The organism is Peribacillus sp. B65 (assembly GCF_058513295.1).
Genome location: NZ_CP195840.1, coordinates 5,123,139 through 5,145,285, shown reverse-complemented (window position 1 = coordinate 5,145,285; position 22,147 = coordinate 5,123,139). Strand labels below are relative to the sequence as shown.

Below are 22,147 nucleotides of genomic sequence, written 5' to 3'. Positions count from 1 at the left end.
TTGTTCGCCGCATCTCTTAGCGACTTTAATATCTTAACATCTTATTACTACTTCGTCAACAACTTTTTTAAAAAAAGTTTTTTCGTTCTTTTTCAAAAGCTTTTACGTTGCAGCAACTTTTATAATATACCAGCGTATAAATCAATAGTCAATAGATTTTTTGAATATAATTCACTTTTGAATCTCATGACTGATTCCACTTGGACAAATTCTTTTTTCCCCTCATATAGATTAGGCATTCCTCCTCGGTGCTCACCCTTTTAAACAGTCTGAAAAGGATGTTATATTTCTCGTTTATAGCCCTTTTGACCAAGTGATCGATTCTGTCATCCTGCAGATCGAATAGTATTTCATCCATCTCTCTTTTTAAAAGGTACTCCAATTCCATCTTTTCCTTGTCATTAATCAATAAACCGAGCATGGTTCACACCTCCATCAGACAGCATTCCCCATTGCCAGCATTTTTATGAATTTTCAACTGACTTTTTTGCATAACAATAATCCTCTCGCATAAATTTGAAGACAAGAGTACTTTGGACAAGGGGATGGATTAATGAAATTTTTCATGGTGCTTCAAGCCAAGAAGATCAAATATTATTCGTTAATATTACTTACGGCACTTTTTACCGCTTGGTTCCTTTTTGTACAAAACATTCTTCATGCTCCCGTTTTTTCTACAGATGATGGGCCGAAAGCTGTTTATAAAGGGGAAAAGAATGTTGCGATCACGTTCAATATCGGCTGGGGTGATGAGAAAGCCGCTCCGATAATAGAAACATTAAAAAGGGAAGAGATTAAATCCGCCACATTTTTCCTCTCGGGATCCTGGGCTGAACGTCATCCTGACATAGTAGCGGAAATTGTGAAAGAAGGATATGAAATCGGCATCCTCGGTTACGATTATAAGGATTATTCCGAAATGGAAGATCAGGAAATCATCCGGGATATTTCTAAAGCCCAGGAAGCATTTAAAAAACTTAATATAAAGAATATAGAACTTTTACGCGCTCCCACCGGACACTTTGATAAACGCCTTTTAAAGATCAGCGAGAAATTCGGATACACCGTTGTCCATTGGAGCATCGATTCAAAGGATTGGACCAATCCGGGTGTGGACCGGATCGTACAGAACATCACCAAGGCCCAAAAGGGTGATATCATCTTATTACATGCTTCAGACTCAGCAAAACAAACGAATAAGGCTTTACCGGAGTTAATAAGTGAACTTCGAACAAAAAATTTAAACTTCGTTAACGTTTCAGAGATGATTTCCAATTCATCAGCAAGCAGTGAGGAAATTCGCTAACTGAAAAAACTGCGTACTAATGGTCTCCTTGAACCTTTAGTACGCAGTTTTTATGTTTTGACTTCCTCAAGTATGGCCCGGCATACATATAGGTTATCTGCCTTCACCAAGTTCACCGGCTTTCATCTTTCCATTTGCCGGAGTTTGCTTACGCCCTCTTTTACTGGCCAATTCCTTTTGTGAAATTTCAATCAATTTGCTCAGGACCAATAATTGATAAGCATTGCAGACCAGCAATGGAAACAGCATGAAGTAAAGCCAGCTTTCATCATTGGCACTTAGGACAGGTATCCACTCCAACACCGTGAACACGACCATGAAAAACAAAGCCGGGATGAATGACTGTTTATTCGTTTGTTTCATTTTGAAATAAGCTGTAACAAGCCCCGAGGCCAATACAACCAATGCTAACACGATGTAGGAACTGATCCCCTCGCCTGAACCAAAGCTAAGGTATCGCAGGTAAACAAGATCGAAAACAACAAAAAGAATGAGTACAAGTTGAACGGCATTCCATAAGGAAGCGCTTTTAAATATTCCGAGACCAAAACGATGTATCGTTAAATAGGCAAAAAAGCCAGCTTGGCTTATGACACTGAAAATTAATCCAACACCGAATAACCAAATAAAAGTTGATAGGATGGCACTGGCATCAAAAGAAGAGAAATAAGGCTTAAACTCATTCCACCGGGCCAAGAAACCTACAACTCCGCCCGTTACACCACCTATAAGCAATGTTGTTAAAAACAATTTAACTAAATTACGGCTGTTCATTGTTTTCCTCCATACATTTCTATTTCATTTCCTTAATTGTACCAACCAAATTTGGAAAAATCCACTTATTCCACCAAGGAATAATATCGCCGATTGGAACCATATTAACAGTAAGAAGGATGAAAGGGGCCCTGCGTATGAGAGTGGGAGTTGCTTTGCTTTTCACGTCATTCTTACTCGTTTGTTCCGGTTGTGCTCAAAATGGAGCAGGCGCAGAAAAAATGGAGTATGAAGAGACAAAGAAGATGGTCGTAGATATCTTGAAAACAGATGATGGAAAAAAAGCCATCCAGGATATCATTACTGACGACAAAACGAAAGCTGAACTTATTATGGATTCGGATGACATTAAGAAATCCATTGAAGATATGGTCACTTCAGATAAAGGGAAGGAATTTTGGAAAAAGACATTTAATGATCCCGAATTCGCTTCCGCGTATGCTAAAGCATTAGAAGACGAACATAAAAAGGTATTGAAGGACTTAACTGCCGATCCTCAGTATCGTGGAATGCTCATGGAAATAATGAAAGAACCGGATATGGAAAAAGAAATGAATAAGTTATTAAAAACCAAGGAGATGCGGTCGGTCTACAAAGAGCTGATCATCGAAACCATGGAGAGTCCTCTCGTCCAGGCTAAAATGCAAGAGAAATTGGATAAAGCAGCCACTAAAGCGGCTGAGAAGGAGAAAAAGTAAAAAGAATGAAATAAGGCTGATTCCAATCGGAATCAGCCTTATTTTTATTGTAGTTTTTCAATGACTTTCTTAGCAATATCTTCGTAAATCCTGCCGAGCCTATGGTCCGCTGCGTAAATGGATGGAGCAAAGTCCTCTTCGTTCCAATCCGGCTGTTGCAGGGGAAGTTGACCTAAAACTTCTGTACGAAGCTCTTCTGCAAGCTTCTCTCCGCCGCCTTTTCCGAAGACATATTCTTTTTCACCCGTCGTTTTACTTTCGAAGAATGACATGTTCTCTATGACACCAATGACTTCGTGTTCTGTCTTGATGGCCATGGCTCCAGCTCTTGCAGCAACGAAGGCTGCAGTCGGATGCGGTGTCGTAACGATGATTTCTTTACATGATGGGAGCATCGTATGAACGTCCAAAGCAACATCGCCTGTACCCGGCGGTAAGTCAAGGACCAAATAGTCCAAATCTCCCCATTCCACTTCATTAAAGAAACTGTTGAGCATTTTCCCCAGCATTGGCCCTCTCCATATGATCGGCGCGTTATCCTCTACAAAAAAGCCCATTGAGATAACTTGAACGCCAAACCGTTCTACAGGAATGATTTTTTCCCCGCGAACAACAGGTCTTTTTGTTATCCCCATCATATCAGGTACGCTGAATCCATAAATATCGGCATCAACCAGTCCGACCTTTTTACCTAAACGAGCAAGTGAAGTGGCGAAATTCACTGAAATCGTAGATTTTCCCACTCCGCCTTTACCGCTGGCGATCGCGATGAATTGTGTCTTGCTGTTAGGGCCAAGCAAGCCTTGGTCCGCTTCATCCTGAGGAATGCTTTCACGGTGCTTGGCTAACTCCTCTTCAGAAAGCTCCGCGAAACGGATGCCTACCGATTCCGCTCCGTTCGTTTTCAGTAAGTCCACAACTTCCGATTGCATTTGCATTTGCTCGGCGGTCCCCGTTTTCGCAATCGCAAGTTTAACGCTTACATGATTCTTTTCAGGTTTTATTTTGATTTCTATAATTCCATTTGTCTCTTCAAGGTTTTTATGTAGAAAAGGGTCTTTAAGATCCTTTAATAAATTCAGTACTTTCTCTTCTGTTAGCAAGTCGAGCACCCCTTTGAATTTTATTTTCCCATTTTTCAGTATAACATATTACGGAAAGAAAGATTATTATCTGCCCCGCATGAGAAACCTGATTATTTTCCCATAATAAAGAGGCCTTGTACCTTACAAGACCCAGACATCACTTTTCTTCTGATAGTTTTCCCTCTGTAAAGTACCGTAAAATCCCCATATAAATCGAGCTGGCAACCTTTTCTTGATACTTATCACTGACAAGGCGTTCCCTTTCCTCGGTATTGGAAAGAAAGCCAATTTCCACAAGCGCTCCCGGCTTCTTAGCATAATTCATCAAATACACATGATTAATCGTTTTTGCATCACGCTTTGTATTTTCCAGGTTCCTGATGATTTCAGTCTGAATGAATTTTGCCACCTGTTCATTTTCTTCAAACCTGCTTGTATAAAAGGTCTGGGCACCTTTCGATGACGCTGATGGAAAAGAGTTCAAATGAATGCTTAAGAATAAGTCCGCTTCCGAATCATTGATCATTTCAACCCGATTCCGTAAGTCCTCCTGTTTTCGCTGGCGGATCCCCTTTGTATTTCCCTGTGCCAAATCCTCATCTTTCTCACGGGTCATGATGACAAGGGCACCCTGTTCCTGCAAATAGTCCCTGACCTTTAATGAAACGGAAAGGGCAATTTCCTTTTCCATAATCTCTTGTACATTTGCCCCGCCGTCCATTCCTCCGTGACCTGCATCCAGAATGATGACCTTACCTGCCAACGGAAGGTTCCAGGAGTCCCAAGAATCATCTTCAACAAATTTAAAAGTTACAATTAAAAAAAGGACAAACAATCCCATAGCGATTCCTGTATATTTCAGCTTTCTGCGCATGACCGTTCCCCTTCCATGATCTCTCTACTAAAAAGTATGGGACAAACCATGGAAATAGAACATGGAATGGGAATTTGCCTTCCTAATGCAGTTTCATTTTATATCGTTTTTCACCAGTCTTAAAGCCGTCCAGCCACCAATCCCCTACAAATCCTTCACAGCAATAAAACAAACCCTCATCAAAAGCATTATTCGCCGTAACTTCCCGCCAATACAAAATGAAGTTAAAAAGAGTATCCACCAAAAATTTCTCTTCCTTCCAGCACCTGGACCTAACATCTTCTTCCGACTCACCATAATAGCCAAACTTACTATAGTTGGCTCCTAATAAATAAGCCTCGATGGCAACATCAAAGTAGCCCTCCTCCAAAACATCCATCAAGTCCTGTCCGAAGTAACGCTGAATCCTTCCCTTCATATCCTCGATAGAAAGTTCCCTGAGCAGCCTGCGTTCGAACTTCAATTGCCTTTCCCTTTGCATCTCCTGTAAACCTAATATCACAGCCATAATTCACCTCCGGGGCAATTCCCCATTTCCCATAATTATTTCCCAAGACATAATTTAGTTTTAGCCTTCTATTTTGAACCATTCATTTATTCCATTGGCAAAAAATAATAAGGATAGGTTTGGCAAGTAATTTAATAATGCGTATCGATATGCAAAATGCTATCTTCCATGGTCAAAGGGCAAACTGAACATTTCGGATGATGTTTAATGGCAGAAAACTCGGAACTATCACCCATAACTCGCCACTCAGGCCGCTACCCGAGGCTGACCTTGTCGACTTGGGTCGCTCACTGCGTGTGTCTCTTTGAACCTTGATCAATACTATTTGAGATCTATTAAGATAAAAGGACATCCATGGTAAACGGATGTCCTTTGATATAACTTTTAAACTGTCCTAAATTCAATCGGTGGCGCCTACACAATGTTTTGAAATGGTTTCCCATGTTTTACTTTATATCTGTCCAGCTCTTTTCTTTAATCTACCAGCAAGCGGCACTACAATTATACCGGCTATTACGACCTGCATCACGTTTCCGGGGATGGAGCCAAATGGCTGTATCCAGTTACCATAAAGAATAACTTCGACAAAATAGTAGCCGACGATTTTTATAACCAATGCAACGGCAACGGCCATAGTGTATACCCATTCTCTTTTGCCTGGTACCTTTTCGGATATAAGGCCGGCTAGAAAGCCCATTGTACCTACGATGACGAATGTAAACGGTGCCCACGCTGCCCAACCAGAGAAAAGGTCGAAGAAGGCCATACCGAAGGCGCCTGCTATCGCTCCTGTTTTTTTGCCATATACCAAGGCTGCTATAAAAAGGGGAACGTTACCAAGATGGATCAGGCCGCCGTTACCCATTATTGGAAGCTTGATGTTGATGAACATTGTCGCTACAAGAGTTAATGCAATGAATAGCGCATTGATGACCAAGGCTTTTGTTTTAGTTGTTTCAATTGGTGAGTATGTTGAATTCATATGAAGTCCTCTTTCTTTTTTAAGTATTATCATACTCCTAAACAGGAACTTAATAAATATGGATTTTACAAAAAATTCTGTATTACATAAATAAACTCAAGTGTAAACAAATGGAACACACCCGTCACCAACGCCGCCGCGGCCCTTTACTTGGATCTGATGCTGAAAATGAACAAATCTTTTTCCGGACAAAGAACACCCCCAACATCATTGCACCTTGTACATTAAATATATTTGATTGGCAATATAATCTGAACTAAAATGAAGCCCCTTTCTTAACCACCATATTATAATGCCTACCAATGAGGCTGTTTTAATGTCAATGTCAACATATTCAGCAGGTAGATCCTTTTTGGTATTCTTCCTTCTAATTTCTACTAATTGCTTTAACAATGAAAACAACTGGTCCTCAAACTGATTCGTTTTAAATAAAATAAGTAAATAATCCCGATGAATATATAAATAATCAAGCAATTGTGTTAGCTGTTGTTTTTCTGATAAATCTTTTGCATGTATTAAAGCAAAAATTTTATCGGAAAGCTCATTTAAAATCTCATCGGTGATTTGCGTTAGTAAATCTTGAATATCCTGATAATGCAGGTAAAATGTTGTCCGATTTAATCCTGCTTTGTCTGCGATTTTCTGAACCGTTAAATTTGAAATTATGGGGTCCTCGCGTAAGAGAGCAATGACAGCGTCCTTAAACATTTCCCTTGACCGAATTGTACGAGGATCTTCTTTTTTTGGTATAGACATTTTTAACTCCTTTATAGTTTTTTCCCTGACTTTCTCAACAGCATATATTTCTATGTCGATTAGTGAACATTTTCAAGAAAACTGTTCATGGTAAGCAACATATTTTTTTGTTACCATCGATTTTATCGACACGGTGTTGAGAATGCAAGTCAAAAATGAAGGGGTTGTCGACAGAAGTGGACATAACGGAAGGAAATAAAAAAGTTTTATTAATTGTATTGATCGCTGGGTGTTTTTTATCAACATTAAATCAGACACTATTAAATGTTGCATTGAGTGGTTTAATGGATGTATTTCATGTAACGGCCGCAACTGTACAATGGCTATCAACAGGATTTATGCTAGTGAATGGTGTGTTAGTGCCGATTACTGCCTTTTTAATGAAACGGTTTACAACAAGGCAGCTATTTATTAGCTCGATGTTCTTTTTGCTCATCGGATCTTTACTTTGTGCATGTGCAGGGAATTTTGGTGTGCTGTTAACGGGAAGAATGATTCAGGCAATTGGTGCCGGGATTATTATGCCTCTAATGATGACAGTTATTTTATATTTATATCCTAGCGAAAAGCGTGGAAGCATTATGGGGACAATTGGCTTTGCGATGATTTTCGCTCCAGCCATAGCCCCTACATTATCTGGTTTTATCATTGAATATGTTTCATGGAGATGGCTATTTATTGGGTTAATGCCATTTATATTAATCGTCATAGTTCTAGCGTTCAAATATTTAATGAATGTTGCCGAGACAACAAAAGCAAAATTGGATATCATAAGTGTCACTTTATCGACGATTGGTTTTGGCTGTGTATTATTTGGATTTAGTAGCGCAGGAAGCAAGGGATGGGATGATCCCGTTGTCATTACTGCAATACTCGTCGGAATGATCGTGTCGACTCTATTCTGTTTACGACAAATGAAATCCAGCGATCCATTATTAAATTTATCTGTATTCAATTATAAAATTTTCACTCTCACATCTTTCATCAATGTACTAATTACGATGATCATGTATGCTGATTTAATTCTTTTACCCATTTACTTGCAAAACGGAAGAGGTTTTACAGCATTTGAAGCAGGTTTACTGTTATTACCTGGAGCTGTGATTAATGCCTTCTTATCCCCTGTCACAGGTAAAATGTATGATAAATATGGTGCTAAACCGCTCTTTATTACAGGTTTGGTATTTATCATTGTTTCGATGTGGGGAGTCATAGATATAAACGAATCCACAACCTATAGCTATTTAATGGTTCGTACCATTATATTACGAATTGGCTTGAGCTTTATTACCATGCCATTAAATACAGCAGGGTTGAATGCTTTACCAAGAGAATTGGGTTCCCATGGTTCAGCTGTAAATAATACCATTCGCCAATTGTCAGGTGCTATTGGAACGGCAGTTGTCATCACAGTGTATACAATGCAGGCAACTTCGCATGCCTCTGAGCTATCAATGAAAAATGAAAATATTTCAGCTATTCAACTAAAGGCATTAGCTTCCATCTTTGGCTCAAGTGATGCCTATGTTTTCATGTTAATCTTATCTTTTGTGGCATTAATTTTTGCATGCTTCATGCCGGGAAAGGCCGTAATCAAAAAAAGCCAAGGTGAATCTCATAACTAAAATTATTAAATGGAGTATTTAAAATAAAGCATATCCGGGAGATCCCAGATATGCTTTTTAATATTTCCAGTGACACACTTTTCCGGGCATAAAAAAAGACTCCCAACCGAAATGGTTGAGAGTCTTTGAAACGGTAATAGAATTAACGTTTTGAGAACTGAGGTGCACGACGTGCGCCTTTAAGACCGTATTTTTTACGCTCTTTCATACGTGGGTCACGAGTTAGTAAACCAGCAGTTTTAAGAGATGGACGGTATTCTGGATCAACTTGAAGCAATGCACGAGCGATACCGTGACGGATTGCTCCAGCTTGACCAGTGTATCCACCACCGCTAACGTTTACTAGAACGTCGTAATTTCCAGTAGTTTCTGTTGCAACTAGTGGTTGGTTTACAACTTCACGTAATGCTGCGAAAGGAATATATTCATTGATGTCACGACCGTTAATAACGATGCGACCTTCGCCTGGTACTAAACGTACACGAGCTACTGAGCTCTTACGGCGACCAGTACCATAATATTGAACTTGTGCCAAGATAGTAACCTCCTTAGTAATTATCCGCGTAATTCGTATACTTCTGGTTGTTGAGCAGCGTGTGGGTGCTCAGCTCCAGCGTATACGTGTAATTTTTTGTAGATTTGACGACCAAGAGAATTCTTTGGAAGCATACCTTTGATAGCAAGTTCAAGCATTCTCTCAGGGTAGTTTGTACGCATTTCAAGAGCAGTTCTAGTTTTAAGACCGCCTGGATGCATAGTGTGACGGTAATAAATTTTGTCAGTCAATTTTTTACCAGTCAAGTGGATTTTTTCAACATTGATTAGAATTACATGATCACCAGTGTCAATGTTCGGTGTAAAAGTTGGTTTATGTTTACCACGTAAGATGGATGCTACTTCAGTAGAAAGGCGACCCAAAGTTTTGCCTTCAGCGTCAATCACATACCATTTACGTTCTACTTCATTAGCTTTCGCCATAAATGTCGTACGCATGGTTAACCTCCTAAAAAACTTTTTAATTTTTTATATTTATTTTCAATCACAATAAACTTCCGGGGCTTATCGTGGGATTAAAATACATACCATATTATATTAACTTCTCCCAGATTCATTGTCAAGGGAATGTTACACTAGGATAAGTTGTCTATAAAACACTCTCTGCAACTCCATAAAAAGGTCAGTGTAGCGTCAAACCGCTCCATTACTGAGTTCATCTCGTTTCCCAGTTGTAAAAAAACTGGTATCACTTCGAAAATAATTTTATTTGTAAAAAACTTTCCATAAATATAAGCCTTGGGCTGGTGCTGTTTTCCCTGCAAAACTGCGGTCCTTTTTGGCCAAAATCCCGCTCATATCATGGGGTGACATCTTGCCGCTGCCGACATCCAGGAGCGTCCCAACCAAGATACGCACCATGTTATACAAAAAACCTTCGCCAACGAAGCGGAAAACCATGTAACCATCGCTCTCTTCAAAATCCATCACTTGTATCGTTCGAACTTTATCGACCACTTCCGTTTTAGCCGAACAAAAACTTGTAAAGTCATGTGTCCCGATCAAGTAGGAGATTGCTTCCCTCATCGCCTCCCCATCTAATGGGTAGGGATAATGATAAGCGTAATTTCGCTGGAACGGATCCCGCAGTTTAGAGCGGGCTATGATATAACGGTACTCTTTCCCAGTTGTATGGAACCTTGCATGAAAATCGTCAGGCACGATGTCGACTTCCAGAACGATGATATCCGTCGGAAGAAGGGCGCTGAACGCCTTTACCCAATTTTCCGTAGGGAATGTAAGGGGCGATTCAAAGTGAAGTACCTGCCCCTTTGCATGGACCCCTGAATCTGTCCTGCCAGAAGCAGTCACTTTTATGATTGTGCCTTTATGCATTTGGGCCAAGACTGCCTCGAATTCACTTTGTATGGTGCGCTTCTCAGGCTGCACCTGATAACCAGCAAAATCCGTGCCGTCATAAGCGATCACACATTTATATTTTGGCATAGTTCTCTTCCTTATTATGAACGTAATAAAAATAACATGACCGTAAGAACACCGATTGAGACCATCAAAAGACTATCACTCATCTTCCAGTTCAATTGGCGATATTTCGTGCGGCCTTCCCCGCCACGGTATCCTCTTGATTCCATGGCAGTTGCCAATTCCTCAGCCCGTTTGAACGAACTAACAAATAAAGGAACAAGCAGCGGTACAATCGATTTAACCCTGTCCTTTATCGGGCCAGATGAAAAGTCAACGCCCCTTGCAGTTTGAGCCTTCATGATTTTTTCCGTTTCCTCCATTAGCGTTGGAATGAAACGAAGGGCAATGGACATCATCAATGCCAGTTCATGTACAGGCATCTTCCACTTTTTCAAGGGCCCCAACAGCTCTTCCATCCCATCTGTAATGGATATCGGGGATGTCGTCAAAGTTAAAAGTGACGTAACAAGGATTAATAAAGTAAATCTTACTGATATGAAAAAACCTTGAATCAGACCGCCTTCATAGATTTCAAACCAACCGTATTCAAAAAGCAAATCCCCTTCTTTCGTAAAAAATATATGGAGAAGGAATGTAAATACGATCAAGAAAAAGATTGGTTTTAACCCATTGTAAAGATAACGAAGCGGTATTTTGGAAAGAATGATCAATAGGATGGTGAATACAGCAAGCAAACCGTAAGAAACGACATTATTCGCCAAAAAGACGACACAAACAAACAGGAACACGAGGAGCAATTTAGCCCTTGGATCCATCTTGTGAATCAGTGAATTTGCAGGGACATAACGCCCGATAATCATTTTATCCAGCATCAGCGGTTCCCCCGTTTCATGGCTTTATCTATTTCTATCGCCAAATCACCGATATTAAGACATGGGTGATCAAATCGAACACCAAGTTCCTTCTGGAGCTTTAGTTGAAAACGGACCGTATCAGGAACATCCAGACCAAGCTCCATTAATTGTTCCGGCTCCGAGAAAATTTCCTGGGGGGTTCCTTTTTTGAACACCGTACCCTTATGCATGATAATGATGTCATCCGCGTACTTGGCTGCATCCTCCATGCTATGAGTCACCAGAATCGTTGAAATGCCTCTTGCTTTATGCAGATCATAAAACATATCCATGATTTCTTTACGTCCTCGCGGATCCAGACCCGCTGTAGGCTCGTCAAGCACCAATACTTCCGGCTCCATGGCAAGGACCCCAGCGATGGCCACCCGTCGCATTTGTCCGCCGGATAAGTCGAATGGAGATTTCTCAAGAACTTCCTCATTCAAACCGACTTGCGCGATGGCTTTCCTGGCCAGTTTCTTCGCATCAATTTCAGAAACGCCAAAGTTCATAGGACCGAAACATATATCCTTTTCAACCGTTTCATCAAATAACTGATGTTCCGGAAACTGAAAAACAATTCCGACCTTTTGTCTTATTGGCCGCAAAGCCTTTTCTTTTCGTCCGGCTTCAATCGTCCGATCCCCAATGAAAACCCGACCCTTCGTCGGTTTTAAAAGAGCATTTAAATGCTGCAGTAGCGTGGATTTCCCGGACCCAGTATGCCCGATGATTGCGGTATAGGTTCCCGGCTCCATTGAAATATTGACATCATGCAGGGCTAGATGTTCAAAAGGAGTATTCACCTGATAGCGGTATTCTACATCATCGAGTGTAATTCGCATAAATCCTTCACCAACTCTTCCTCTGTCAAATGCCCATCAACTACACGAACACCATTTTTTTGTAACTCCTTGGTTAGTTTCACTGAAAAGGGAATATCCAGACCAAGAGCAATCAATTCTTCCTCTAATTCAAAAATATCCTGAGGCGATCCTTCACGATATAGCCGACCTTGGTTCATGACTATCATTCGATCAGCTTTCGCAGCTTCCTCAAGATCATGGGTTATTGATATGACAGTAATATCGTTTTCCTGCTTTAATTCCCTAACTGTTTCAAGCACTTCTTCACGGCCTCTTGGGTCAAGCATGGAGGTTGCTTCATCTAAGATGATTATGTCTGGCTGCAGGGCTATTACACCTGCTATTGCCACTCTTTGCTTTTGACCGCCGGATAGATGGTGCGGCTCTTGATTAAGAAAGGCATTCATTTTAACCTTATTTAACGCACCATGAACACGCTCCACCATAACCTGCTGAGAAACACCGGCGTTTTCTAAACCAAAAGCCACATCATCCTGAACTGTAGTGCCTACAAATTGATTATCTGGGTTTTGAAAAACCATGCCAATTTTCTGGCGTACATCCCAAACTGATTCTTCTGTCAAAAGTTGATCATTAATCGTAATGGTACCTGAGTTAGCGAACTGAAGACCATTCAGTAGCTTCGCTAATGTCGACTTGCCAGAGCCATTATGTCCGACAATCGCAAGCCACTCCCCCTGATGAATATCAAAAGAAACATCATCCAAGGCGTTTCGAGACTGACCCTCATATTTAAAAACAATATTATTTAAAGAAACCAGCTTCTTCACCATGTGGCCCTCCTCATTCTCGACTGCACTCGTCTAAACTAAACTCTGCTCACTCAATATAAATATAGTAATTTTCCTTCTGAAAATATAAAAAAACGCTGCACCCCTTCCACCGAAAGAATTTTCGGTAAATTAAGAGCAGCTAATAGCGGGCCTGTTACGAAAAACAGGTTATCTTATAATCGCTTATCAAAAGCGGGAAGGGATGCTTGAGCTAGACGTGAAGGCTCCCTGCATGATACAGGTTCCGCCAGCCATCGTAACACTCAATGCGAATTTCTAAAGTACAGAATTTCTATTTTAAAAAAAGAAAAAGGGCATAGAACAAGTGAGTATATTCATTTGTCCCGCCCTTTTTCATCGTTGTTATTAAACTAATTCAATAACCACGACTGGTGCACCGTCACCGCGGCGTGGACCAACTTTCATGATACGAGTGTATCCACCTTGACGTTCTTCATAACGTGGAGCCACGTCACTGAATAGTTTTTGAAGGGCATCTGTGCCATTCTCAGCGTCAGCGATTTCGTTACGGATGAAAGATGCAGCTTGACGGCGTGCATGCAAGTCACCACGTTTACCAAGAGTGATCATTTTATCTACTACAGAACGTAATTCCTTTGCACGTGCTTCAGTAGTTTCAATGCGCTCATGGATAATAAGATCCGTAGCTAAATCACGAAGTAATGCTTTACGTTGTGCGCTAGTGCGTCCTAACTTTCTGTAACCCATTAGAGATTCCCTCCTTTGTTGAAGTTCTATATTGTGTGTCTATAACAAGGCTCACAACATAATGGATTGATTCCGCCATGTTATCAGTCGTCTTTACGAAGACCTAAGCCTAATTCTTCTAGTTTCGCTTTCACTTCTTCAAGTGATTTACGTCCTAGATTACGTACTTTCATCATATCTTCTTCCGTTTTATGAGCTAGCTCTTGAACGGTATTGATTCCAGCACGTTTCAAGCAGTTGTAAGAACGAACAGAAAGGTCTAATTCTTCGATCGTCATCTCAAGAACTTTTTCTTTTTGATCTTCTTCTTTTTCAACCATGATTTCAGCATTTTGAGCTTCATCGGTTAAACCAACAAAGATATTTAAATGCTCTGTTAAAATCTTAGCTCCAAGTGCTACCGCTTCTTGCGGACCAGTACTGCCATCAGTCCAAACATCGAACGTTAACTTGTCAAAGTTAGACAACTGTCCAACACGTGTATTTTCAACTTGGAAAGATACGCGTGAAACTGGAGTGTAAAGAGCATCGATTGGAATTACACCAATTGGCTGGTCTTCTCTCTTGTTTTGAACAGCAGGAGTGTAGCCGCGGCCGCGACGTGCAGATAAACGCATACGCATATGACCGTTTTTACCAATTGTAGCAATATATAAATCCGGATTAAGAATTTCTACATCACTATCATGAGTGATATCAGCAGCCGTGATGACTCCGTCACCTTGAACGTCAATTTCCAGCGTCTTCTCTTCATCAGAGTAAATCTTAAGAGCTAGTTTTTTCACATTAAGAATGATAGATGTTACATCTTCCACGACGCCTTCAATTGTTGAGAACTCATGTAGCACTCCATCAATTTGTATAGCTGTGACAGCAGCACCTGGGAGTGAGGATAAAAGGATACGACGTAAGGAGTTACCCAATGTAGTACCATACCCACGCTCTAGTGGCTCTACGACGAATTTACCGTATTTGGTATCGTCGTTGATTTCAACCGTTTCGATTTTTGGTTTTTCTATTTCGATCATCAATAAACCCTCCTTCAAAACGTCAAAACCCCGGCAAGTAAACGAATTCACTTAAACCGAAATTCCCCATGTATACGTTCCCGCTGTGCGCAACAACTGAAAATTAATCCTCTGTAAGAACGCAAACTCAGTATTATATCCCATTATTGACAGGAATACAAAATCTATACAGAAAAATTAAACACGGCGACGTTTTGGTGGACGGCATCCGTTATGTGGAACTGGAGTTACATCTTTAATTGCAGTTACTTCTAGGCCAGCAGCTTGAAGTGCACGAATAGCAGCCTCACGTCCAGCACCAGGTCCTTTAACTGTAACTTCAAGAGTTTTCATACCATGTTCAATTGATGTTTTAGCAGCTGTTTCAGCAGCCATTTGTGCAGCGAACGGAGTGGATTTACGAGATCCACGGAATCCTAGAGCTCCAGCACTTGACCAAGAAATAGCATTACCATGAGAGTCAGTGATCGTAACGATAGTGTTATTGAATGTTGAACGAATATGTGCAATACCAGTTTCTATATTCTTTTTCACACGACGTTTACGTGTATTAGTTTTACGTGCCATGAAAAGTAACCTCCTTTACTAATTATTTTTTCTTGTTAGCTACAGTACGACGAGGTCCTTTACGCGTACGAGCATTGTTTTTTGTATTTTGACCGCGGACAGGAAGACCACGACGGTGACGTAAACCACGGTAAGAACCGATTTCCATTAAACGTTTGATGTTTAGGGAGATTTCACGACGAAGGTCGCCTTCTACTTTAAGCTTGTCAATGATATCACGAATTTTGTTCAATTCGTCTTCCGTTAAGTCACGAACGCGAGTTTCTTCAGAAACGCCTGCTTCTGCAAGAATCTTGATCGCTGTTTGTTTTCCAATACCATATATATATGTTAATGAGATAACAATACGTTTGTCACGGGGAATATCTACTCCAGCAATACGTGCCATGCTTGAGTGCACCTCCTTCTATTTAGCCTTGTTTTTGTTTATGTTTAGGGTTTTCGCAAATAACCATAACTTTACCTTTTCTGCGGATAACTTTACACTTTTCGCAGATTGGTTTGACTGATGGTCTGACTTTCATTGCTATCTAACCTCCTTATACAGATCGGAGCGAAACCGGATTATTTGAACCGGTATGTGATTCTGCCGCGAGTTAGATCATACGGGGAAAGCTCAACCGTAACTTTATCTCCAGGCAAAATGCGAATAAAGTGCATACGAATTTTACCGGATACATGAGCTAAAACAGTATGACCATTTTCTAATTCTACCTTAAACATTGCATTTGGCAAAGTCTCTTGTACTGTGCCTTCTACTTCAATTACATCATCTTTCGCCATTAAAGTGATTCTCCCTTCTCTATGCGTGAACCTATTAAAGGTACACATCTTTCCGTCAACATTACTACAGTCCAATCATCCTCATAAGTCTTACAATTCTGCATCAAGTATTCACCATTTTGTAGAACCAGGCTTTAACTGAGGACCTTTATCAGTTGGACCGAAATGAGGATTTTATGGGTCCTCATGTAAGTCTTGACCGATTCCGTGACCGACATACTCTCGAAATAGAGAAGCAATTAGTCTCGACATAGGTTTGAATAGCATGGGAGATGTTTGAAAGGCGCACGCCTGACATAGCTTCTTTCAACCCTCTATATCACGACTCTTTAGGAATCCCAATAGAGTCACTGCATTTCTTCATCAATTTTGCCGACCGGATATGTCCATGAAGATCACTTAAAAAGTAATCGCCCAATTCAGGGAATACCAAGTACAAGAACCTGATTAATAAATGTGCGAATGCTCTCGCGAAATCCATTATACCCTTTGTATTATAGGAATGCACCAAGTTTAACTAGTAAGTTAGAAAAATGGTATGAATTTCATAAATCAATACGAATGATTAATTTTGTAAAGCACCAAGCAACACATCGATATCTTCAAATACCTTATTAATATCTTGCTGTCCGTTAATGTTCACCAAGTATCCTTTATCTCCGTAGAAATCAAGAAGTGGCTTGGTTTGTTTCAAATTCACATCTAAGCGATTTTGAACCGTTTCTGCATTATCGTCGGCACGTTGATATAATTCTCCGCCGCAACGGTCGCATACATCATCTTTAGCAGGAGGATTGAATACAAGATGGTATGTCGAACCACAAGATTTGCAAATACGACGTCCTGTCAATCTTTCCATTAAGATGCTTTTATCAACATCGATATTAATGACAAAATTCATTTTGCGATCTAAATCAGTAAGAATGCCCTCAAGTGCTTCTGCCTGTGCCACAGTACGTGGAAATCCATCAAGCAAAAATCCTTTGAGACAGTCTTCCTTGCTTAACCGTTCGCGTACGATGCCAATGGTAACTTCATCAGGTACCAATTCGCCTTTGTCCATGAATGATTTCGCCTTTAGACCTAATTCTGTTCCATCTTTGATAGCTGTTCGGAACATATCTCCAGTAGAGATATGAGGGATATTATATTTTTCTACGATTTGTTCAGCTTGAGTGCCCTTACCAGCACCCGGCAGACCCATTAACACTAGATTCAATTTTCTTCCCCCTCAAACTCTATAATGGGTAAAGGGAACAAGCCGTTCCCAAAACTCATTACTTTATAAAGCCTTTATAGTGTCTCTTCACAAGTTGTGATTCCAGCTGCTTCATCGTATCAAGGGCAACCCCCACTACGATCAGCAAACTGGTTCCACCAATCTGTGCAGATTGAGGAAGATCAGCAAGCTTAATGAAAAATACCGGTAAAACGGCAATGATGGCTAAAAATATAGAGCCTACAAACGTCAGACGGTATAAAACACGTGTTAAATATTCTTGTGTACTCTTACCTGGACGAATCCCCGGCACATAGCCACCTTGCTTTTTCAAATTCTCAGCCATTTGTTCAGGGTTAACCTGAATGAATGCATAAAAATACGCAAAAGCAATGATAAGAGCAACATATATGATCATACCAATTGGCTTGGTGTAATCAAGATTTGTTGATATCCAACTAGTCACGCTGTTCTTTCCAAAGAAAGAAGCGATTGTAGTGGGAGTAATGATAAATGCCATTGCAAAGATTACCGGAATAACCCCCGCAGCATTTACTTTCAATGGTAAATGAGTAGACTGGCCACCCATTTGTGTACGACCTACCGCAGCACGTTTCGCATACTGAATAGGAATTTTACGTAATGCCTGCTGAATGAAGATAACAGCAACCACGATTGCTAATACTGCTAAAACAATGAGGATAATCGTTATGATTCGTAAGAATAATTGATCACCGGCATTTTCAAATTGTTGGGCGTAAATCTGATTTGCCGTAGTTGGCAAACTAGCTACGATACCAGCAAAGATAATGATGGAGATCCCATTACCCACACCCTTAGCAGTGATCAGCTCCCCTAACCACAGAAGAAAAGCTGTTCCTGCCGTTAAGACAGTCGCAATAAGCAAGTATGTTGCAATTCCAGGATTTTCAATCAACTGTCCACCTGACATATTATTGAACCCATAAGACATACCAACTGCTTGGATAAATCCTAGGATAATAGTGAAGTAACGAGTGAATTGTGCTAATTTACGGCGCCCTGCTTCCCCTTGTTTAGACCATTCAGTGAACTTAGGAACAACATCCATCTGTAACAGCTGAACGATGATGGATGCCGTGATGTAAGGCATGATACCCATCGCTAAAATCGAAAAGTTTTGCAGTGCTCCGCCGCCAAAGGTATTTAAAAGACCGATGACGCTCAGCTGGTCCTGTTCAGCGAGAAAATCGGCATTCACATGCGGTACAGGTATAAATGTACCGATGCGATAGACGATTAACATTAGAAGGGTAAAAATAATCTTATTCCTTATTTCACCAACGCGCATAAAATTGGAGATCGTGCGAAACATTAGATCACCTCTGTATTACCGCCAGCAGCTTCGATAGCTTCTTTAGCAGTAGACGAGAATTTGTGAGCTTTAACAGTAAGCTTTTTCTCAATGCTTCCTTTGGCAAGAATTTTGATTCCTGCTTTTTCTTTACTTACAACCCCAGTCTCAAGTAAAAGAGCTGGTGTTACTTCAGTACCGTCTTCGAAAAGATTTAACGTATCAAGATTCACGATAGCATAGTCTTTACGGTTGATGTTGGTAAATCCACGTTTAGGTAAACGTCTGAATAGAGGAGTTTGACCCCCTTCAAATCCAAGACGCACACCGCCGCCGGAGCGAGCGTTTTGTCCTTTGTGTCCTTTACCTGCTGTTTTACCGTTACCAGATCCAATACCGCGACCTTTACGTTTACGTTCTTTACGAGAACCTTCTGCAGCTTTTAACTCATGAAGTTTCATGTTGGCACCTCCTTGTTAAGTTAAAAATTATTTTATTGTTCTTTTACAGTAACAAGATGAGCAACTTTGGTAATCATACCGCGAATCGCAGGGTTATCTTCTTGAACAACCGTTTGATGCATTTTGCGTAAACCCAAAGTGTTAACTGTAACACGTTGATCTTCAGGACGACCAATCAAGCTGCGAGTGAGGGTGATTTCTAATTTATTAGCCATAATTCGATTTCCCTCCTTATCCTAACAGTTCTTGTACTGATTTTCCACGTAACTTAGCTACGTCTTCAGCACGTTTCAATTGCTTCAATCCTTCAATTGTTGCGCGAACCATATTAATAGGTGTATTAGTACCTAGTGATTTAGACAAGATATCGCTAACTCCGCCTAATTCAAGTACCGCACGAACAGGACCACCAGCAATTACTCCTGTACCTTCAGAAGCTGGTTTCAATAGAATGTGACCTGCGCCATAGCGACCGTTCACAAGGTGAGGAATAGTAGTACCAACCATCGGTACAGTAATTAGATTTTTCTTAGCATCCTCAATAGCTTTACGGATAGCATCCGGAACTTCTTGAGCTTTACCAGTACCAAATCCAACATGACCATTTTTATCACCAACTACAACTAGTGCAGTGAAACGGAAACGACGTCCGCCTTTAACAACTTTAGCTACACGATTAACTGTAACTACGCGTTCTTCAAGTTCTAATTTATTAGGATCAATGCTACGCATCTGTTATGTCCCTCCTTATCCATTAAAATTCTAAGCCGTTTTCACGAGCAGCGTCAGCCAATGCTTTTACACGACCATGGAAGAGGTAACCACCGCGGTCAAATACCACAGCTTTGAAACCTTTTTCAACAGCACGTTTCGCAATAAGTTCGCCAACTTTTTGAGCTGCTTCAGCATTGCTACCTGCTTCGATATTGATCTCTTTATCAAGAGTTGAAGCACTTGCCAATGTTACGCCTTTTGCATCGTCAATTAATTGTGCGTAAATGTGTTTGTTTGAACGAAACACATTTAAACGAGGACGAGCTTCTGTTCCAGAAAGCTTAGCACGTACACGCGCATGTCTTTTCTGACGAGTAGCATTTTTATCAAGCTTCGTAATCATTTACGTCACTCCTTTCGTTTACTTATGCGGCATTACTTACCAGTTTTACCTTCTTTACGACGAACGAATTCGCCTTCGTAACGGATACCTTTACCTTTATACGGTTCAGGCGGGCGAACATCACGGATATTAGCTGCTAGAGCTCCTACACGTTCTTTGCTTGCACCTTTTACGATTACTTTTGTATTAGAAGGAACTTCGACTTCAACGCCAGCTTCTGGCTCTATTTCTACAGGGTGGGAATATCCTACGTTAAGGACAAGCTTGTTACCTTGCTTTTGTGCACGGTACCCAACCCCAATAAGTTCAAGTGATTTTACGAAACCTGTTGATACACCTTCAACCATGTTAGAGATAAGTGCGCGAGTAGTACCGTGTAAAGAACGGTGAGTCTTCTCGTCAGACGGACGTGTAACAGTTAACACGTTCTCTTCAACAACGATTGAAAGGTCAGGACTGAATGATCTAGTTAATTCACCTTTAGGACCTTTAACAGTTACTTCACTTCCAGTAACAGTAACTGTTACGCCTGCAGGGATTTCAATAGGTTTTTTACCTATACGAGACATAATGTGCACCTCCATTCTTGTGAAAATGTATTACCAAACGTATGCTAAAACTTCTCCGCCAACTTGTTTAGAGCGAGCTTCCTTGTCTGTTAAAACTCCGTGAGAAGTAGAAACAATTGCGATACCTAAACCGTTAAGAACGCGTGGTACCTCTCCAGTTTTTGCATATACACGCAAACCAGGTTTGCTGATACGTTTTAGACCAGTGATAACACGTTCGTTGTTTGCACCGTATTTTAAGAAGATACGGATGATACCTTGTTTGTTGTCTTCGATTAATTCAAAGTCACGTACGAAGCCTTCACTTTTTAAGATCTCAGCAATTTCCTTTTTGATCTTTGAAGCAGGAACTTCCAGTTTTTCGTGACGAACCATATTCGCATTACGGATGCGAGTAAGCATATCTGCAATAGGATCTGTCATGACCATTATATTTTACCTCCTTCCCAAACTCGGGTTTTACCAGCTAGCTTTTTTAACGCCAGGAATTTGTCCTTTATATGCAAGTTCGCGGAAACAAATACGACAAAGTTTAAATTTACGTAGTACTGAATGTGGACGTCCGCAACGTTCGCAACGTGTATATTCTTGTACTTTAAACTTCTGTTCGCGTTTTTGCTTTACGATCATAGACTTTTTAGCCACGATTTCGCCTCCCTTTATTTAGAGATTACTTTTGGAACGGCATTCCAACTTGAGTAAGTAGTTCACGAGCTTCTTCGTCAGTGTTGGCAGTCGTTACGATAACGATGTCCATACCACGAACTTTGCTCACTTTATCGTAATCAATCTCAGGGAAGATAAGTTGTTCTTTAACGCCTAATGTATAGTTCCCACGTCCGTCAAAGGATTTCTTTGAAACGCCGCGGAAATCACGTACACGCGGTAAAGATACAGATACTAGCTTATCAAGGAATTGATACATACGCTCTCCACGTAATGTAACTTTCGCTCCGATAGGCATACCTTCACGCAAACGGAAACCTGCGATTGATTTTTTTGCTTTTGTTATAACTGGTTTTTGACCAGTGATCAATGTAAGTTCTTCAACAGCTGTATCTAAAGCTTTCGAGTTAGAAACTGCGTCACCCACACCCATGTTAATAACGATTTTCTCAATGTTTGGTACTTGCATTACTGATTGATAGTTGAATTTACCCATCAATGACGGTGTAATTTCACTTCTGAATTTTTCTTTAAGGCGGCTCATTGCTTAGTGTACCTCCCTTCATTTATGAC

General features: G+C 40.6%; 32 protein-coding genes and 1 pseudogene. 3 read left to right on the top strand and 30 right to left on the bottom strand.

The genetic code is table 11. From position 1 onward, the window contains the following. Positions 1-184 precede the first annotated feature (184 nt). Positions 185-421 carry a hypothetical protein gene (locus ACSR9O_RS25165; RefSeq protein WP_101225888.1) on the bottom strand — a complete coding sequence of 79 codons (237 nt, stop codon included), beginning with the start codon at positions 419-421 and terminating at the stop codon, positions 185-187. Positions 422-553: 132 nt separating this feature from the next. Between ACSR9O_RS25165 and pdaB the strand changes: the two genes are divergently transcribed. After that, positions 554-1,306, top strand: coding sequence for a polysaccharide deacetylase family sporulation protein PdaB (pdaB, locus tag ACSR9O_RS25160; protein ID WP_101225887.1), 753 nt, complete (start codon positions 554-556; stop codon positions 1,304-1,306). A gap of 93 nt (positions 1,307-1,399) precedes the next feature. Here the strand turns inward: pdaB and ACSR9O_RS25155 are convergent, their stop codons facing one another. Further along, positions 1,400-2,080 carry a KinB-signaling pathway activation protein gene (locus ACSR9O_RS25155; protein WP_230178751.1) on the bottom strand — a complete coding sequence of 227 codons (681 nt, stop codon included), beginning with the start codon at positions 2,078-2,080 and terminating at the stop codon, positions 1,400-1,402. Between the two features lie 137 nt (positions 2,081-2,217). Between ACSR9O_RS25155 and gerD the strand changes: the two genes are divergently transcribed. Next, a complete protein-coding gene (gene gerD / locus ACSR9O_RS25150; RefSeq protein WP_101225885.1) occupies positions 2,218-2,778 on the top strand; it encodes a spore germination lipoprotein GerD in 561 nt (186 codons plus the stop codon). Between the two features lie 44 nt (positions 2,779-2,822). Here gerD and ACSR9O_RS25145 read toward each other — a convergent pair whose 3' ends face one another. The 5 genes from ACSR9O_RS25145 to ACSR9O_RS25125 form a co-directional block, all read right to left on the bottom strand. After that, the gene (locus tag ACSR9O_RS25145; RefSeq protein WP_101225884.1) at positions 2,823-3,881 is read right to left on the bottom strand and encodes an Mrp/NBP35 family ATP-binding protein; all 1,059 of its coding nucleotides are present in this window, start codon (positions 3,879-3,881) and stop codon (positions 2,823-2,825) included. Between the two features lie 139 nt (positions 3,882-4,020). Continuing rightward, entirely contained in the window at positions 4,021-4,737 is a 717-nt protein-coding gene (cwlD, locus tag ACSR9O_RS25140; RefSeq protein ID WP_101225883.1) for an N-acetylmuramoyl-L-alanine amidase CwlD, read from the bottom strand. A gap of 82 nt (positions 4,738-4,819) precedes the next feature. Continuing rightward, positions 4,820-5,245 carry a DUF2521 family protein gene (locus tag ACSR9O_RS25135; protein ID WP_101225882.1) on the bottom strand — a complete coding sequence of 142 codons (426 nt, stop codon included), beginning with the start codon at positions 5,243-5,245 and terminating at the stop codon, positions 4,820-4,822. Between the two features lie 451 nt (positions 5,246-5,696). After that, positions 5,697-6,227, bottom strand: coding sequence for an ECF transporter S component (locus ACSR9O_RS25130; protein WP_101225881.1), 531 nt, complete (start codon positions 6,225-6,227; stop codon positions 5,697-5,699). A 207-nt stretch (positions 6,228-6,434) separates the two neighbouring features. Beyond that, positions 6,435-6,983, bottom strand: coding sequence for a TetR/AcrR family transcriptional regulator (locus ACSR9O_RS25125; protein WP_101225880.1), 549 nt, complete (start codon positions 6,981-6,983; stop codon positions 6,435-6,437). 155 nt (positions 6,984-7,138) lie between these two features. Here ACSR9O_RS25125 and ACSR9O_RS25120 point away from each other — a divergent pair, with 155 nt between their 5' ends. Continuing rightward, positions 7,139-8,608, top strand: coding sequence for a DHA2 family efflux MFS transporter permease subunit (locus tag ACSR9O_RS25120; protein WP_260359322.1), 1,470 nt, complete (start codon positions 7,139-7,141; stop codon positions 8,606-8,608). A 142-nt stretch (positions 8,609-8,750) separates the two neighbouring features. On the opposite strand, the gene rpsI is transcribed toward ACSR9O_RS25120, so the two are convergent. The 23 genes and pseudogenes from rpsI to rplE all read right to left on the bottom strand — a co-directional run bounded on the left by rpsI (position 8,751) and on the right by rplE (position 22,118). Further along, complete coding sequence (gene rpsI / locus ACSR9O_RS25115) at positions 8,751-9,143, bottom strand: 30S ribosomal protein S9 (RefSeq protein ID WP_034304957.1); 393 nt, start codon at positions 9,141-9,143, stop codon at positions 8,751-8,753. A gap of 20 nt (positions 9,144-9,163) precedes the next feature. Beyond that, complete coding sequence (gene rplM / locus ACSR9O_RS25110; RefSeq protein ID WP_034304960.1) at positions 9,164-9,601, bottom strand: 50S ribosomal protein L13; 438 nt, start codon at positions 9,599-9,601, stop codon at positions 9,164-9,166. A gap of 267 nt (positions 9,602-9,868) precedes the next feature. Next, entirely contained in the window at positions 9,869-10,609 is a 741-nt protein-coding gene (gene truA, locus ACSR9O_RS25105) for a tRNA pseudouridine(38-40) synthase TruA (protein WP_230178747.1), read from the bottom strand. A gap of 14 nt (positions 10,610-10,623) precedes the next feature. Continuing rightward, positions 10,624-11,421 (bottom strand): energy-coupling factor transporter transmembrane component T family protein, encoded by a 798-nt coding sequence (locus ACSR9O_RS25100; RefSeq protein WP_101225877.1) that lies wholly within the window; start codon positions 11,419-11,421, stop codon positions 10,624-10,626. Then, a complete protein-coding gene (locus tag ACSR9O_RS25095; protein WP_053537046.1) occupies positions 11,421-12,287 on the bottom strand; it encodes an energy-coupling factor ABC transporter ATP-binding protein in 867 nt (288 codons plus the stop codon). The genes ACSR9O_RS25100 and ACSR9O_RS25095 overlap by 1 nt, the downstream gene beginning before the upstream one ends. Beyond that, positions 12,263-13,102, bottom strand: a complete 840-nt coding sequence (locus ACSR9O_RS25090) for an energy-coupling factor ABC transporter ATP-binding protein (protein WP_101225875.1) — start codon at positions 13,100-13,102, stop codon at positions 12,263-12,265. The genes ACSR9O_RS25095 and ACSR9O_RS25090 overlap by 25 nt, the downstream gene beginning before the upstream one ends. Positions 13,103-13,468: 366 nt before the next feature. Then, positions 13,469-13,831: a 50S ribosomal protein L17 gene (rplQ, locus tag ACSR9O_RS25085; protein ID WP_034304973.1), complete on the bottom strand. Its 363-nt coding sequence runs from the start codon at positions 13,829-13,831 to the stop codon at positions 13,469-13,471. Between the two features lie 83 nt (positions 13,832-13,914). After that, a complete protein-coding gene (locus ACSR9O_RS25080) occupies positions 13,915-14,859 on the bottom strand; it encodes a DNA-directed RNA polymerase subunit alpha (protein ID WP_034304976.1) in 945 nt (314 codons plus the stop codon). Positions 14,860-15,036: 177 nt separating this feature from the next. Beyond that, the gene (gene rpsK / locus ACSR9O_RS25075; RefSeq protein ID WP_028390438.1) at positions 15,037-15,426 is read right to left on the bottom strand and encodes a 30S ribosomal protein S11; all 390 of its coding nucleotides are present in this window, start codon (positions 15,424-15,426) and stop codon (positions 15,037-15,039) included. 22 nt (positions 15,427-15,448) lie between these two features. After that, entirely contained in the window at positions 15,449-15,814 is a 366-nt protein-coding gene (gene rpsM, locus ACSR9O_RS25070; protein ID WP_034304978.1) for a 30S ribosomal protein S13, read from the bottom strand. 22 nt (positions 15,815-15,836) lie between these two features. Next, positions 15,837-15,950 carry a 50S ribosomal protein L36 gene (gene rpmJ / locus ACSR9O_RS25065; protein ID WP_003156543.1) on the bottom strand — a complete coding sequence of 38 codons (114 nt, stop codon included), beginning with the start codon at positions 15,948-15,950 and terminating at the stop codon, positions 15,837-15,839. Positions 15,951-15,990: 40 nt separating this feature from the next. Then, entirely contained in the window at positions 15,991-16,209 is a 219-nt protein-coding gene (infA, locus tag ACSR9O_RS25060; RefSeq protein ID WP_028390440.1) for a translation initiation factor IF-1, read from the bottom strand. A 42-nt stretch (positions 16,210-16,251) separates the two neighbouring features. After that, positions 16,252-16,604, bottom strand: a pseudogene (locus ACSR9O_RS25055) (M24 family metallopeptidase); the annotation flags it as partial. Between the two features lie 170 nt (positions 16,605-16,774). Further along, positions 16,775-17,428: an adenylate kinase gene (locus ACSR9O_RS25050; RefSeq protein ID WP_101225874.1), complete on the bottom strand. Its 654-nt coding sequence runs from the start codon at positions 17,426-17,428 to the stop codon at positions 16,775-16,777. 58 nt (positions 17,429-17,486) lie between these two features. Beyond that, positions 17,487-18,782 (bottom strand): preprotein translocase subunit SecY, encoded by a 1,296-nt coding sequence (gene secY / locus ACSR9O_RS25045; RefSeq protein WP_034304981.1) that lies wholly within the window; start codon positions 18,780-18,782, stop codon positions 17,487-17,489. Next, positions 18,782-19,222, bottom strand: coding sequence for a 50S ribosomal protein L15 (gene rplO / locus ACSR9O_RS25040; protein WP_034304982.1), 441 nt, complete (start codon positions 19,220-19,222; stop codon positions 18,782-18,784). Before rplO ends, secY begins: the two co-directional genes overlap by 1 nt. Before the next feature lie 32 nt (positions 19,223-19,254). After that, positions 19,255-19,437, bottom strand: a complete 183-nt coding sequence (gene rpmD, locus ACSR9O_RS25035) for a 50S ribosomal protein L30 (protein WP_034304984.1) — start codon at positions 19,435-19,437, stop codon at positions 19,255-19,257. Between the two features lie 16 nt (positions 19,438-19,453). Next, the gene (rpsE, locus tag ACSR9O_RS25030; RefSeq protein ID WP_034304987.1) at positions 19,454-19,954 is read right to left on the bottom strand and encodes a 30S ribosomal protein S5; all 501 of its coding nucleotides are present in this window, start codon (positions 19,952-19,954) and stop codon (positions 19,454-19,456) included. A 22-nt stretch (positions 19,955-19,976) separates the two neighbouring features. Next, on the bottom strand, positions 19,977-20,339 hold the full coding sequence (rplR, locus tag ACSR9O_RS25025; RefSeq protein WP_101225873.1) for a 50S ribosomal protein L18: 363 nt from the start codon (positions 20,337-20,339) through the stop codon (positions 19,977-19,979). A 32-nt stretch (positions 20,340-20,371) separates the two neighbouring features. Next, positions 20,372-20,908 carry a 50S ribosomal protein L6 gene (rplF, locus tag ACSR9O_RS25020; RefSeq protein ID WP_137016892.1) on the bottom strand — a complete coding sequence of 179 codons (537 nt, stop codon included), beginning with the start codon at positions 20,906-20,908 and terminating at the stop codon, positions 20,372-20,374. A gap of 30 nt (positions 20,909-20,938) precedes the next feature. After that, positions 20,939-21,337, bottom strand: a complete 399-nt coding sequence (gene rpsH / locus ACSR9O_RS25015) for a 30S ribosomal protein S8 (RefSeq protein WP_034304995.1) — start codon at positions 21,335-21,337, stop codon at positions 20,939-20,941. A 30-nt stretch (positions 21,338-21,367) separates the two neighbouring features. Next, entirely contained in the window at positions 21,368-21,553 is a 186-nt protein-coding gene (locus tag ACSR9O_RS25010) for a type Z 30S ribosomal protein S14 (protein ID WP_034304998.1), read from the bottom strand. 25 nt (positions 21,554-21,578) lie between these two features. Continuing rightward, complete coding sequence (rplE, locus tag ACSR9O_RS25005; RefSeq protein WP_034305000.1) at positions 21,579-22,118, bottom strand: 50S ribosomal protein L5; 540 nt, start codon at positions 22,116-22,118, stop codon at positions 21,579-21,581. Between the last annotated feature and the right edge of the window lie 29 nt (positions 22,119-22,147).